Source organism: Kitasatospora sp. NPDC007106, assembly GCF_040634455.1.
Taxonomy (GTDB): Bacteria; Actinomycetota; Actinomycetes; order Streptomycetales; family Streptomycetaceae; genus Kitasatospora; species Kitasatospora arboriphila.
The window spans coordinates 1-11,960 of record NZ_JBEYFP010000145.1; the positions used below are offsets into that span (position 1 = coordinate 1).

The 11,960-nt window shown below is 72.0% G+C and carries 16 protein-coding genes and 1 tRNA gene; 15 read left to right on the top strand and 2 right to left on the bottom strand.

Going from position 1 to position 11,960, the window contains the following annotated elements; genetic code table 11:
• Window positions 1-436: 436 nt before the first annotated feature.
• On the top strand, window positions 437-937 hold the full coding sequence (locus ABZ641_RS14950; protein WP_359982008.1) for a hypothetical protein: 501 nt from the start codon (window positions 437-439) through the stop codon (window positions 935-937).
• Between the two features lie 78 nt (window positions 938-1,015).
• On the opposite strand, the gene ABZ641_RS14955 is transcribed toward ABZ641_RS14950, so the two are convergent.
• Complete coding sequence (locus ABZ641_RS14955; protein WP_359982033.1) at window positions 1,016-1,513, bottom strand: NUDIX hydrolase; 498 nt, start codon at window positions 1,511-1,513, stop codon at window positions 1,016-1,018.
• A gap of 17 nt (window positions 1,514-1,530) precedes the next feature.
• On the opposite strand from ABZ641_RS14955, the gene ABZ641_RS14960 reads away from it, so the two are divergent.
• The 13 genes from ABZ641_RS14960 (at window position 1,531) to ABZ641_RS15020 (ending at window position 9,981) form a co-directional block, all read left to right on the top strand.
• A complete protein-coding gene (locus ABZ641_RS14960) occupies window positions 1,531-2,310 on the top strand; it encodes a GntR family transcriptional regulator (protein ID WP_344625939.1) in 780 nt (259 codons plus the stop codon).
• 139 nt (window positions 2,311-2,449) lie between these two features.
• Window positions 2,450-2,797 (top strand): hypothetical protein, encoded by a 348-nt coding sequence (locus ABZ641_RS14965; protein ID WP_344625938.1) that lies wholly within the window; start codon window positions 2,450-2,452, stop codon window positions 2,795-2,797.
• Between the two features lie 5 nt (window positions 2,798-2,802).
• Window positions 2,803-4,191: an FtsK/SpoIIIE domain-containing protein gene (locus ABZ641_RS14970; RefSeq protein ID WP_359982011.1), complete on the top strand. Its 1,389-nt coding sequence runs from the start codon at window positions 2,803-2,805 to the stop codon at window positions 4,189-4,191.
• An 82-nt stretch (window positions 4,192-4,273) separates the two neighbouring features.
• Window positions 4,274-4,516, top strand: a complete 243-nt coding sequence (locus tag ABZ641_RS14975; RefSeq protein ID WP_359982013.1) for a hypothetical protein — start codon at window positions 4,274-4,276, stop codon at window positions 4,514-4,516.
• Window positions 4,517-4,537: 21 nt separating this feature from the next.
• Window positions 4,538-5,236 carry a DUF2637 domain-containing protein gene (locus tag ABZ641_RS14980; RefSeq protein WP_359982015.1) on the top strand — a complete coding sequence of 233 codons (699 nt, stop codon included), beginning with the start codon at window positions 4,538-4,540 and terminating at the stop codon, window positions 5,234-5,236.
• 14 nt (window positions 5,237-5,250) lie between these two features.
• The gene (locus ABZ641_RS14985; protein WP_344625934.1) at window positions 5,251-5,442 is read left to right on the top strand and encodes a mobile element transfer protein; all 192 of its coding nucleotides are present in this window, start codon (window positions 5,251-5,253) and stop codon (window positions 5,440-5,442) included.
• A gap of 12 nt (window positions 5,443-5,454) precedes the next feature.
• The gene (locus ABZ641_RS14990; RefSeq protein ID WP_359982018.1) at window positions 5,455-5,649 is read left to right on the top strand and encodes a hypothetical protein; all 195 of its coding nucleotides are present in this window, start codon (window positions 5,455-5,457) and stop codon (window positions 5,647-5,649) included.
• A gap of 11 nt (window positions 5,650-5,660) precedes the next feature.
• Entirely contained in the window at window positions 5,661-6,203 is a 543-nt protein-coding gene (locus ABZ641_RS14995; RefSeq protein WP_359982021.1) for a hypothetical protein, read from the top strand.
• 78 nt (window positions 6,204-6,281) lie between these two features.
• Entirely contained in the window at window positions 6,282-6,824 is a 543-nt protein-coding gene (locus ABZ641_RS15000; protein ID WP_359982024.1) for a GGDEF domain-containing protein, read from the top strand.
• Window positions 6,825-6,924: 100 nt separating this feature from the next.
• On the top strand, window positions 6,925-7,107 hold the full coding sequence (locus tag ABZ641_RS15005) for a hypothetical protein (protein ID WP_359982036.1): 183 nt from the start codon (window positions 6,925-6,927) through the stop codon (window positions 7,105-7,107).
• A 116-nt stretch (window positions 7,108-7,223) separates the two neighbouring features.
• A complete protein-coding gene (gene repSA, locus ABZ641_RS15010; RefSeq protein WP_359982037.1) occupies window positions 7,224-8,612 on the top strand; it encodes a replication initiator protein RepSA in 1,389 nt (462 codons plus the stop codon).
• A complete protein-coding gene (locus tag ABZ641_RS15015) occupies window positions 8,597-8,815 on the top strand; it encodes an excisionase family DNA-binding protein (RefSeq protein ID WP_359982027.1) in 219 nt (72 codons plus the stop codon). Before repSA ends, ABZ641_RS15015 begins: the two co-directional genes overlap by 16 nt.
• Window positions 8,815-9,981, top strand: coding sequence for a site-specific integrase (locus tag ABZ641_RS15020; protein WP_359982030.1), 1,167 nt, complete (start codon window positions 8,815-8,817; stop codon window positions 9,979-9,981). Before ABZ641_RS15015 ends, ABZ641_RS15020 begins: the two co-directional genes overlap by 1 nt.
• A gap of 97 nt (window positions 9,982-10,078) precedes the next feature.
• Here the strand turns inward: ABZ641_RS15020 and ABZ641_RS15025 are convergent.
• Window positions 10,079-10,151, bottom strand: a tRNA-Arg gene (locus ABZ641_RS15025).
• Window positions 10,152-10,349: 198 nt separating this feature from the next.
• Between ABZ641_RS15025 and ABZ641_RS15030 the strand changes: the two genes are divergently transcribed.
• Entirely contained in the window at window positions 10,350-11,852 is a 1,503-nt protein-coding gene (locus ABZ641_RS15030; protein ID WP_359982040.1) for a glycosyltransferase family 39 protein, read from the top strand.
• The last annotated feature ends 108 nt before the right edge of the window (window positions 11,853-11,960 follow it).

An 11,960-nucleotide genomic window follows, 5' to 3' on the forward strand; every position in this document is an offset into this window, starting at 1 on the left:
TTCAGGAGGCCGGGAATCTCGCCGGTGATCTCCGATCCCGCCGTGATGTGCCTTCCCCGTGGGCTCCGCCCGCCCTGCCCGCCGAGCGGAGCGAGGCGCCTTGATGAAGTAGAGAAACTCGTAACAGTCCACTCCCCGCAGCCGTGTGCGGCCCCGGGCGGGTGCTTGGCAGGATCCTGTCGCAACCGTGCCCCGCACCGCTGACAAGTGCCTGGTGGTTCGCAAGTTCGGCGGACATCACCAGCGAGAGGTTGTGTGATGTGACACGTGCGGCGGACTGAGGCTGGCCAGTTCGGGGGATGCTCTGCTCTTCGTGGCCCTGTACTCATCCAGGAGCTCGAAGATCATTGCCATGGGATCCTGGCCTGCGGAGCCCTTAGGATCACAAGCGGGTCCTGGCAGACCGTGCCGGCCCCGTTCGCGATTAGGGGTTCGGATGAGGGTACGGAACGGCCTGCTGGCGGCCGCGCTGTTGACGGCGCCGCTGACCGCGTGCGGCAGTACGGCCGAGCAGCCCTCGGCCGCTGCGCCGACCAAGCTCGAAGTCCGCACCAGTACCAAGGAGTTGTCTGAGCGTCTGCCGAAGTTGGGCCGGATCGTCGAGGCGCACTGGCAGTTCGACCCGCACGACAACTCGGGTGGCCGGGTACCCGGACCGTCCGACTACTTCATCGATGCGGTGATGCGGCTCCAGCCGGGGACGGTGGCCGGTCTGCTCAAGGATCGGGAGGCCCAAAACATGGTGCTCCCTGGGACCTCCTCAGGACTCGCCGTTTTCCTGCCAAACGGCGCCGTCTGGCAGCACAGCTTGGAGCTCGACCGTGAGCTGGCCCGGGCATCCTCCGCGACGTTCTGGTTCGATCCGGCGTCCGACAGTGTCTACCTGGCCGCCAACAACCTGTCCGTGCCGGAGGCCGCCACCCCGTCCGCCGGGTGACGGTAGAAACGCCCTATAGGCGGTTCCAGATTTCCGCCATGACGCAGGCGGCGCTGCACTGAGGTTGGACAGTTTTCGTCAGAGTTCTGACGGCGCCAGGCCCGGCGTGGCCTCGTCGAGCCAGTTACGGCCGTCGTGGGTACGGATGACAGGGGCGGCTTCCTCGCGGAACGCGTCCAGCAGCCGGCGGCCGTAGACGTCGGCCATGCGGTCGGAGACCTCGGCCGGTGTGAGCCAGTCGACTGCGGTGGACTCGTCGGACAGACTCTCGGTCCCGCTCTCCGGGTGGCAACGGAAGACCAGGGCGACGACTCCACGGGTCACGTTCTTGTAGACGCCGGTCAGGCGCTCGACGCTGACCTTGAGCCCGGTCTCTTCGAAGATCTCGCGGCGTACGCCGTCCTCGACGGTTTCCGCTAGTTCGAGGACACCGCCGGGTGGCTCCCAGGTGCCGTTGTCTGCTCGCCGGATGGCCAGGACGCGCCCGTCTTCGCGCACGACGGCGCCGGCCACCGACACCGAGTGGAGAGGCGTTGTAACTGGCGATGCGGGGCTGGTACTCATGTACAGGAGAATAGGAGCCCTGAAGGACTATGGCGAGCAACGAGGTGGCCTCCTCGGCCAAGGCGAAGTACCTGCAGATCGCGGACGACGTCGCCGCACAGATCAAGTCGGGCGCTCTCGCTCCGGGCTCCGCAGTGCCGAGTGAGGCCGAGCTGATGCAGCGGTACGGCGTCGCCTCCGGCACCGTGCGGAAGGCGATCGCCGAGCTGCGGACCTCGCAGCTGATCGAGACCCACCACGGTCGCGGCTCGTTCGTCCGCTCGCGCCCCCCGGTGCAGCGCAAGTCCTCCGACCGCTTCCGCCGCGCGCACAGGAAGGCCGGCAAGGCCGCGTACCTGGCTGAGGCCGAGGTGTCGGGCGGAACGCCGTCGGTGAACGTGCTGTTCGTCGGACCCACCGAGGCACCGGCCGAGATCGCCGAGCGACTGGGCGTCCCCGCCGGCACTCAGGTTCTGGCCCGCAAGCGGCGGTACTTCCGCGACGGGGTGCCGACCGAAGAGGCCACCTCCTACCTGCCCTGGGACGTGGTGAAGGACATCCCGGAGATGTTCGCCGAGAACCCTGGCGGCGGCGGGATCTACGCCCGGCTTGAAGAGCACGGCCACCAGCTCGCCGAGTTCACGGAGACCGTCCGGGCCCGGCTCGCGACCAAGCCCGAAACCGCTGCCCTGGCGCTCAGCCCGGGATCGCCGGTCATCCACCTCATCAGGGATGCGATCACCGCGGAGGAACGGGTGGTCGAGGTGTGCGACACCGTCATGGCTGCTGACCAGTTCGTTCTGGATTATCGCTTCCCCGCCAGAGACTGACGGAACCTCACCTTCCGCAACCCGTCGCGACTTTGAGTCCGCGGCGGGTTGACTCATGTACAGGAGTCGGGCACTCTTCTAGCTATCCAACTCCTGTACATGAGTGCAGGAGTAAGCCTCTTCTAGAGGAGAGACAGCCATGGCTGTTTTCAAGGTCGACACGTCCACCGCCGTGGTCTTCGTGGCCGTCCCGCCGGCGCCGAAGATCGTGAACCGGCAGACGAACGAGGTCGCGATCGACCGGGAGACCGGGGCGAAGATGATGACCGTCGGGCTGACGATCGCGGACGAGGGCGAGGCGAGCCTCTACACGGTGTCGGTGCCGGAGACCGGGATCTCGGAGGGCCTGGCGGTCGGTTCGCTGGTCGTGGTGACCGGGCTCAAGGCGCGGGACTGGGAGAACGAGTTCAACGGTCAGAAGCGGCACGGGATCTCGTTCCGCGCGGCGGCGATCACCTCGCTCATGCCGTCGCCGGTGCAGGGCTGATCGCCATGTCGGGGGCTGTGGTTCTCGCTGAGACCGGTGCCGCGCTGGCGGCCGTCGCCGGTGGCGCCGCGTACACCCGGGCGAAGGCTCCGTCGGTGTTCTGGTCGGCGGTCGGTCTGCCGGTCACGGCCGCGCGGTTCAGCGCCACCTACGGCAGCACTATGGACGCCTGCGGGCTGACCGTGGCGCCGTCGCGGCTGCGGGTGCTGGTGACCCGGGCGACGACCCGCCGGGAGATCCGGCCGGTGCCGCCCCGCATCCGCCGGATCCGGCCGACCACGACCGGGCTCCGCGTCCGGCTCCGGCTGGCGCCCGGTCAGGAACCGGCGGACGTAGCTGCCTCGGCCGAACGGCTGCGGCACGCCTGGGGCGTCCACTCCGTCCACGTCGCCGAGATCAAGCCCGGTGTGGTGGAGCTGCGGATGACCGGCTTCGACGTCCTGCGCCGGGTGCGGATGCCGCGCCGGGTGCCGACCGGGGAGCTGGTGGTCCCGGTGGCCATGCGCGAGGACGGGACCGCCTTCGTCCGCGACTACCGGGCGGTCCCGCACGCGATGACGCTCGGCGCTCCGGGCAGCGGCAAATCCGTCTTCGTCCGCAACCTGGTCACCGGCCTGGCCGCTCTCCGGGTGGCAATTGTCGGGATCGACTGCAAGCGGGGAGTCGAACAGGCCCCGTTCGCCCCGCGGCTGTCGGCGCTGGCCACGGACCGAGACATGGCCCGTGACCTCCTGGACGTCCTGGTGGCGGAGCTGGAGGAACGGTACGACCTGATCCGCGACTACCAGGGCGTCCCGCGCACGGTCACGGACGAGGAGATCACCTCGGACATCTGGGGCCTGCCGGCCGAACTGCGGCCGGTGCCGCTGGTCCTGGTCGTGGACGAGGTCGCGGAACTCTTCCTTGTCGCCACCCGCAAGGAGGAGGAGCGGCGGGACCACATGGTCACCCAGCTCATCCGTCTCGCCCAGCTCGGCCGCGCGGCCGGCATCTTCCTGGAGGTGTGCGGGCAGCGCTTCGGCTCAGAGCTCGGCAGGGGAGCGACCATGCTCCGCGCCCAGCTGACCGGCCGGATCGTCCACCGGGTGAACGATAAGCCCACCGCCGAGATGGGGCTGGGCGACATCTCGCCGGAGGCCGTCCTCGCCTCGACGCAGATCGCCCCGGAGATGCCGGGCGTCGCGGTCGCCGGGGACACCTCCGGCGGCTGGTCCCGCATCCGCACCCCGAACCTGTCCCTCGCCCAGGCCGCCGCCGTCTGCCGCCGGACCGCGCACCTGGTGCCCGACCTGCCCGCGCTCGACCAGTTCCGGCCGTACGTCCCGCCGGCGGTCGTGACCCCGCCGAAGCCCTCGGCGCCGCCCCGGCTCGCCCCGAACCCCGCCACCGAGTAGCACCGCGACCCCGTCGGCCGGCGCGACCGTTCCCGCGCCACGTCCCTACCCCGTCACGCCTTCCGGCCCTGAGAGGACCGCCATGTCCGCGTCCATGTCCTTCAACGCCCGGCCCGCAACCCAAGTGACCTGCCACGACTACGGCACCGACCGGCCCCCGATCCTCAACTTCTGGTCCGCCCCGGTCAGTCTCACCATCACCGGAGACAACGCGCTCCCGATCGAGGACCACCTCGTCTTCGCCCGCAACCTCGCCGCCGAGACCGCCGCCTACCTCGCCGCTATGGAGCGCTTCGCCGCGACCGATATGGGACGGACTCCCTGATCCCAGGAAGGAGAAAGACCGATGCGCCTGCCCCGCCCGGACCCCGTCCTCATCCAGGCCGCCATCGCCGGCGCCCTGTCCTTCGCCCACCTCCACGACATCGCCGAAGCCGCCGGACAACACGACTGGAAGGCCTGGGCCTACCCGGTCTCCGTCGACCTGCTCCTCGTCGCCGCCTGGCGCCGGATGCGCACCCTTCGCGCCGTCGGCCGCCCGGCGGGCTCAGCCTGGACCTGGTTCGGCATCGCCCTGGCCGCCTCGCTCGGCGCGAACGTCGCCACCGCCGGACTTCTCGACCTGGTCCACGTCCCCGCGTGGCTCCGCATCCTCGTCGCCGGGTGGCCCGCCCTCGCCTTCTTCGGCGGCACCCTCCTCGCCCATAGCCCCACCCCGCACGCCGAACCGGACGCCCTGGCCGTCGACACGGATCCCGAACTCCCGCTCTACGAAGCCGAACCGGCGCCGCCCGCCACACCGGCCGAACCCGAACCGGAAGCCGTCACGGCCCCGGAGCCGCTGCCCGCTCTGCCGCCCACCCCGGCACCCGCACCGGCACCGGTGCCGGCCCTTGCGGTCCCGGCCGCCTTGGTGGACCACGCCCGGAAAGTCGCCGACGAACACCGCGCCCGGACCGGCGAGCCGATCGACACCAACACCCTCCGCGCCCGCCTCGGCGTCCCGCCGCACTTCGCCGACGCCATCGCCGCCCAACTCGCCTGACAGGAGCACCCGTCATGCCCCGCCCGATCCGCCCGCGCAACGTCATCCGCATCGGCCCGGTGCAGGTCGCCACCTACTACGACGGCCGCGGCCGCGAACGGCACACCGCCGCCTGCACCGCCCCCCGCTGCGGCTTCTCCGCCGACTACGACTCCCGCGCCGCCGCCGAGATCGCCGCCCGCACTCACCACTGCCCCGTCCGCTGACAGGAGAGACCCGTGACCATCACCCTGCCCCTGGTCGTCGTCCTCGGCGTCCTCGCCTGGGCCGTCATCCGCTTCCTCGGTGTCCGCCTGTGGGTCGCCGTCGTGATCGGCCTCTTCGGCTTCTACCTCGCCCAGACCTTCCTCGCCCCGGTCATCGACGGCACCACCCGCACCGGCGTCCAGGTCGTCAACGGCACCCAGAAGTGAGGACGCCCACCATGAACCCGGCTGTCCTGACCTGGGGACCCCTCGCCCTCAGCCCGGAAGGCGCCGCCCTGGTCGCTGAGATCGAGTCCTACCTCGCGACCCTCCCGGCCACCGCCCGGCCCACCGTGCCCGTCCGGGACTTCTACCGCTTCGGCAGCACCGTGCAGCCGTGGCATGCCGGATTCCCCGACCCCCGCCCGACGCTCCTCGACCGGATCGCCCACCGCCCGGCCCGCCCGGTGCCGGTGAGCGTCGCCGACCACCTGGCCCTCGCCGACCGCTACATGACGGCCTTCGGCTGGACGCAGGGACGCCTGTGGGACTCCGCCGGCCGGGTCTGCCTGCTCGGTGCCCAGGCCGCCGTCCTCGCCCACGGCTACGGCGCCCCCGCAACCGTCCTCCGGGCCCGGGGCCAGCTGATGGAAGTCCTGCACGCCACCGGACGGCCGCACGCCTCCCCGGACCGCTTCAACGACGCGCCCGGCACCCGCCAGGTGGACGTGCACCACCTGCTCGACCGGGCGTCCGCCCGCGCACTGTCCCTCGGCATCTGACCGAGCCTCCGGGGCGGCAAAGCCGCCAAGCATCCCGCCGCCCCGGGGCCCGCAACCCGCTCCGGAAGGACTCGCACCATGGACCTCGCCCCGATCCTCGCCGCCGCCGGTGTCCCGCTGCTCGGCTGGACCACCCACGGCACCTGGCTCGCCTGCCGCCTGGCCACCGCCCGCCGCGACCCGCTGACCGGGCTGCTGACCCGGGACGGTTTCACCGCCCGCGCCGAACGGCTCATCCGCACCCACCCCGCCCGGGCCACGGTGCTCCTGGTCGACCTGGACGACTTCAAGAAGGTCAACGACACCCACGGCCACGCGGCCGGGGACGCCGTCCTCACCGCCACCGCCGAACGGCTCACCGCCTGGTGCGGATCCTCCGGGATCGCGGCCCGCCTCGGCGGGGACGAGTTCGCCGCCGTCGCCCTCGACTCCGCTGACCGCATCCCGCAGCTGCACGCCGCACTCCGCCGGCCGGTCGACCTCGGCGGCCTGGTCCTCGACGTCAGCGCGTCCGTCGGGGCCTCCCGCCCCGCGGCCCTGCTGCTGACCGAGGCGCTGTCCGCGGCGGACCGCGACATGTACGCCCACAAGCCCGGCGGCCGGACCTCCCGCCGCCGATAGCAGGACCGGTCCCCGGGACGGCAAAAGCCGCCAAGCATCCCACCGACCCGGGGACCGCAACCCCTCCACGGACCAACAGCCCACGAAGGAGACACCCATGATGCCCCAGCACACCCGCACCCCGGGCCGGATCTGCCCTGCCTGCGACGGCTTCGCCCGCGCCGCCATCGCCACCGGCACCCGCCGCCCCGACGGCACCCGGCACACCGCCCCGGTCGCCTGCCCCACCTGCCGCGGCCTCGGCACCCTCCACCGCACCCCGGCCGCCGTCGTCCGCGCCTGAACCCGGACCACCCCCGCCCCGGAGCCGCCGCCAGCATCCCGGCTCCGGGGCCTCCCTTCTGGAAGGAGAAGCCGCCCTTGTCCCGCCACGCCCTCGCCGACGCCGACCGCGACCGCCTGGCCGTCGCCGACCTCGCCCGCCTCGCCGCCCGCGGAGACCTGCCCCAGCTCCAGGACCAGATCACCCGCACCGGCGGCTGCTCCAACCCGATCCACCTCACCGGCTTCCGCACCCTGACCCACACCCCCACCGGCCAGGTTCTGCACCACTACTCCACCCAGCACGAACCCGGCCACCGCCTCAAGGTCGCCTGCGGCAACCGCCGGGCCTCCCGCTGCCCCGCCTGCGCCCGCACCTACGCCGCCGACACCTACCACCTCATCCGCGCCGGCCTCGCCGGAGACGAGCCCAAGGGCATCCCCGCCGCCGTCCGCGAGCACCCCCGCGTCTTCGCCACCCTCACCGCCCCCTCCTTCGGCCCGGTCCACAACCGCCCCGACACCGGCCGCTGCCGCTGCGGCACCGACCACCCCGACGGCTCGCCCGTCCTCGGCACACCCCTCGACCCGGACACCTACGACTACGCGCACGCCGCACTCTGGAACAACCACGCCCCCGACCTGTGGCGGCGCTTCACCATTTACCTGTTCCGGACCATGGCCAAGATGGCCGGCCTCTACCAGTACGAGTTCAAGGAGCAGGCGAAGCTGTCCTTCGGGAAGGTCGCCGAGTTCCAGCGCCGCGGTGCCGTCCACTTCCACGCCGTGATCCGCATCGACGGGCCCACCGGCCCCGGCTCACCGCCCCCGGACTGGGCCACAGTGGCGCTCCTGGACGCTGCGATCCGTGCCGCCGCCCGCCGGGCCTGCGTCCCGCTCGCCGCCTCCGGCCACCTCCGGAGCCGCCTTCTCCAGTGGGGCCAGCAGGTCGACGTCCGGCCGATCGGCGCCTTCGGCTCCGGCGAGATCTCCGAACAGGCGGTGGCGTCTTACGTGGCCAAGTACGCCACCAAGTCGGCGGAGGCCACCCAGACCGTGGACCGCCGCATCCTGGAGCGCCACGAACTCGACCGCCACGACCTGCCCGAGCACACCCGCCGCCTGATCGAAGCGTGCTGGGACCTCGATCCGCTCTACCCGGAACGCCTGCTCGCGCACTGGTCCCACATGCTCGGCTTCCGCGGCCACTTCTCCAGCAAGTCGCCCACCTACTCGACCACCCTCGGCGCGCTCCGCCAGGTCCGCGCCGACTACCGCGCCACCGAAGCCCGCACCGCACTGCGCGAACGCCTCCTGGCCGCCGACCTGCCCGACCTCGACGAGCTGCCCGACACCGACACCCTCGTCCTCGCCCACTGGGTCTACGCCGGAGCCGGCAACACCCCCGGCGAATCCCTGCTCGCCGCCGCCGTCGCCCGCGAACTCAACGAACGCCGCACCACCGACCGCCAGGAGCTGCGTGCCCAGCTCGCCGGAGAGGAGAACCCCGCATGGACCGCCTGCTGACCGTGAAGGAAGCCGCCAAACTGCTCGGGACCTGGGAAACCAGCAAGGAGCGCTTCCCGCGCCGCCTTATCGAGGAGCGCCGCATCGCCTTCGTGAAGGTCGGGCGCCACGTTCGAATCAAGGAGAGCGTCCTGGCTGCCTTCGTCGAGTCGAACACCGTGCAGCCGATCACCCGGCCGCGCCGACTTCGGACGGCGGCCTGATGGCGAACACGAAGGGCAACCGCCGACGGTTCGGTTCTGTCAGGCAACTCCCTTCGGGCCGTTGGCAAGTGCGGTACCGCGATCCCCTGACCGGACAGCTCCGTTCGGCCGAGGACACCTACGCGACCAAGCGGGACGCCGAGGTGGCCCTCACGCTCATCGAGGCGAGCATCGTCACGGACAAGTGGACGGACCCGGATGCGGGCTCGGTGAACTTCGCTGACTTCGCCGCGACTTGGATCAAGGACAGGAAGCTGGAGGAGAGCACTCGTGAGAGGTATGCGACCGTCCTCCGGCTGCACATCCTGCCGAAGTTGGGCGGCCGGACCGTCGGGGAGATCTCCCCTCCGCGCGTGCGGGCCTGGCGTTCGGGCCTCCTGGACGCGGGAGTTGGCGAACCGAGCGTGGTCAAGGCGTACCAGATGCTCCGCGCCATCCTGAACACGGCCGTGGACGACGGGCTGATCCAGCGCAACCCGTGCCGCATCAAGGGGGCCGACACCTACGACGTGCCGGAGCGGCCGGTGCTCACCGTGCCCGAGGTTTTCGCCGTGGCCGACGCCATCGGCCCGCGGTGGCGGGCGCTTGTCCTGGTGACGGCCTTCGCCACACTGCGGTTCGGCGAGCTGGCCGCACTCCGCCGGCGGGACGTCGACCTGGCCGCGCGCATCGTCCGCGTCCGTCGGAATCAGGCCGAGCTGAACAGCGGCAAGCTGCTCGACAAGGCGCCGAAGAGTGCCGCGGGCTTCCGCCCGGTGGCCTTCCCTGCCGAGATCGTCCCGGCCTTCGCGCACCACCTGGAGCACTTCGCCGGCCAGGGCCCGGACGGGCACGTCTTCATCGGCCCCCGCGGCGGCAGGCTCCGCCGGAGCAACTTCCGGGACGACTGGGTGTCCGCCCGCGCCAAGGCCGGTATCACCGAGAACGTGCACTTCCACGATCTCCGGCACACCGGCAACACCCTCGCCTCCCAGAGCGGGGCGAGCACGCGCGAACTCATGACCCGGATGGGACACAGCACGACCCGGGCCGCGTTGATCTACCAGCACATGACCAGCGAGCGGGACCGAGTCCTCGCCGACCGCATGGGCGAGGCCGTCCGCCAGGCGCTCGGTGAGCAATCCCCGCCGGCGCCTTCTGGCACGGGTGTGGCACGGCTGGACTGAGCCGCCCTTCCCATCCCTGGCAGCACGAAGGGCCAGCTTTCGAGGTTCACCCTCGTGAGCTGGCCCTTCTGACGTTCTGCGCCTCGATCGGGCGATGTGCCCCAGGCAGGATTCGAACCTGCGACACCGGCTTTAGGAGAGCCGTGCTCTATCCCCTGAGCTACTGAGGCGGGGCCTGCCGACTGCCTGCGATGGGGCGGGCGGTGTTCGGCCGACGGCAGACAGACTAGCGGATCCGGCGCTCGGAGATCGTGTGCGGTGGCAGGTGCCGGGGACGGGAACTGGCTATTCTGGCCCGGCCGCTATGTCCGGGTTGGCAGCTGATGAGTAGATACGTACAGATAATCCGACAAGAGCTTTTCTGGTTGGTGCCTGGTCTGGTCGCCCTCGCCGTGGGCCTCGCCGGGATCGGGGTGCCCGAGCTGTGGCGCGACGAGGTGTCGAGTTGGAGCGCCGCCGGGCGGCCGCTGCGCGGACTGTTCGCGATGCTGGCCAACGTCGATGCCAGCAACGGCGCTTCGTACGTCCTGCTGCACGCCTGGACGGGCCTGTTCGGCGACTCGCCCGCCGCCCTGCGGCTGCCGTCCGCCCTGGCGGTCGCCGGTGCCGCCTGCTTCACCGCGCTGATCGCCCGGCGGATGTTCGCCTCGCCGGTCGCCGGACTCGCCGGCGGCCTGCTGCTGGCGACCGTGCCGCAGATCTCCCGCTACGCCCAGGAGGCCCGCGCCTACGCGGTGGTGGCCTGTGCGGTGGCCGCCGCGACCTGGCTGCTGCTGCGGGCACTGGAGCGGCCGACCGCCGACCGCTGGGCCTGGTACGCGCTGGCGACCGGTGTGGCCGGGGTCTTCCACCTCGTCTCGCTGGCCTGCCTGGTCGGCCAGCTGCCGATGGTGGCCGCCGCCGCCCTGCGGCCGGACGCCCGCCGGGTGCTCCGGCAGTGGCCGCTCGCGGTGGCCGCCGGGGTGGCCCCCGCCCTGCCGGTGATGGCGCTCGGCCGGCTGCAGTCGGGCCGCCAGCTGTCCTGGTTGGCCGCGCCGACCGTCCGTGACCTGCGGTTCGTCTGGCAGGACCTGTTCGGCTCGCACCAGGTGCTGTACGCGTTCCTGGCCATGGCGCTGCCGGCCCTGCTGCTGCGCGGCTCCCGGCGCCCGGCCGCGCTGCTGCTGCTCGCGGCCTCGCTCCCGGTCGGCGCGGTGTGGGTGGTGTCGCGGCTCGGCAGCACCTCCTTCTTCCTGGCGCGCTACCTGCTCTTCACGGTGCCGCTCTGGGCGGCCCTCGCCGGCGGCGGGATCGGCGCCCTGGCCGCGCTGCTCGGCCGGCCGGTCCCCGTCCGCCGGGCGCCGGCCGCGGTGTCGGCCGCGGCGGCGGTGCTGCTGGTGGCCGCGGCGGCCGCCGTCCCGGCCTGGCTCGGCCTGGAGCACCAGCGGGTGCTGCGGACGGCCGCCTCGCACACCGACACCGACTACCGCGGGGCGGCCCGGTTGGTTGCGGCCGAGTACGCGCCGGGCGACGCACTGGTCGCGGTCGGCGGCGACCTGAACTGGATGATGGTCGGCCCGGCCGTCTCCTACTACCTGCCCGCCGGGGTCCGCCCCCGGCAGCTCTTCGTCCGGGAGAGCGCGGCGGCCGCCCACGACCTCTTCGCGGTCGAGTGCCCGGTGCCCGTGACCTGCGTCGGTGACGAGAGGCGTGTCTGGGTCGTTACCATCGGCACGGGCGACGATCCGTACGAGCGACTCCCGGGCGAACAGGCCCGGGCCCTGCGGACGGCGTTCGTCCCGGCCGAGGTCCGGCACGTCCCCGGGCTGACGGTGTCGCTCCTGGTCCGCCGCCCGGCGGCCGGTGCGGCACCCGCGCCGGGCCGTCCGTGACCCGCCGCCGACCCGAAAGGCTGTGCCGTGACTGCCCCTGAGGAGACCACCTTCGCCGATCTCGGCAGGGTGCTGGTGATCATCCCGACCTACAACGAGGCCGAGAAC

What these genes read in the sequence shown, in the direction of transcription:
- ABZ641_RS14950 (WP_359982008.1), top strand. Translation starts at nt 437, where the DNA reads ATGAGGGTACGGAACGGCCTGCTGGCGGCCGCGCTGTTGACGGCGCCG.
- ABZ641_RS14960 (WP_344625939.1), top strand. Translation starts at nt 1,531, where the DNA reads ATGGCGAGCAACGAGGTGGCCTCCTCGGCCAAGGCGAAGTACCTGCAG.
- ABZ641_RS14965 (WP_344625938.1), top strand. Translation starts at nt 2,450, where the DNA reads ATGGCTGTTTTCAAGGTCGACACGTCCACCGCCGTGGTCTTCGTGGCC.
- ABZ641_RS14970 (WP_359982011.1), top strand. Translation starts at nt 2,803, where the DNA reads ATGTCGGGGGCTGTGGTTCTCGCTGAGACCGGTGCCGCGCTGGCGGCC.
- ABZ641_RS14975 (WP_359982013.1), top strand. Translation starts at nt 4,274, where the DNA reads ATGTCCGCGTCCATGTCCTTCAACGCCCGGCCCGCAACCCAAGTGACC.
- ABZ641_RS14980 (WP_359982015.1), top strand. Translation starts at nt 4,538, where the DNA reads ATGCGCCTGCCCCGCCCGGACCCCGTCCTCATCCAGGCCGCCATCGCC.
- ABZ641_RS14985 (WP_344625934.1), top strand. Translation starts at nt 5,251, where the DNA reads ATGCCCCGCCCGATCCGCCCGCGCAACGTCATCCGCATCGGCCCGGTG.
- ABZ641_RS14995 (WP_359982021.1), top strand. Translation starts at nt 5,661, where the DNA reads ATGAACCCGGCTGTCCTGACCTGGGGACCCCTCGCCCTCAGCCCGGAA.
- ABZ641_RS15000 (WP_359982024.1), top strand. Translation starts at nt 6,282, where the DNA reads ATGGACCTCGCCCCGATCCTCGCCGCCGCCGGTGTCCCGCTGCTCGGC.
- ABZ641_RS15005 (WP_359982036.1), top strand. Translation starts at nt 6,925, where the DNA reads ATGCCCCAGCACACCCGCACCCCGGGCCGGATCTGCCCTGCCTGCGAC.
- ABZ641_RS15015 (WP_359982027.1), top strand. Translation starts at nt 8,597, where the DNA reads ATGGACCGCCTGCTGACCGTGAAGGAAGCCGCCAAACTGCTCGGGACC.
- ABZ641_RS15020 (WP_359982030.1), top strand. Translation starts at nt 8,815, where the DNA reads ATGGCGAACACGAAGGGCAACCGCCGACGGTTCGGTTCTGTCAGGCAA.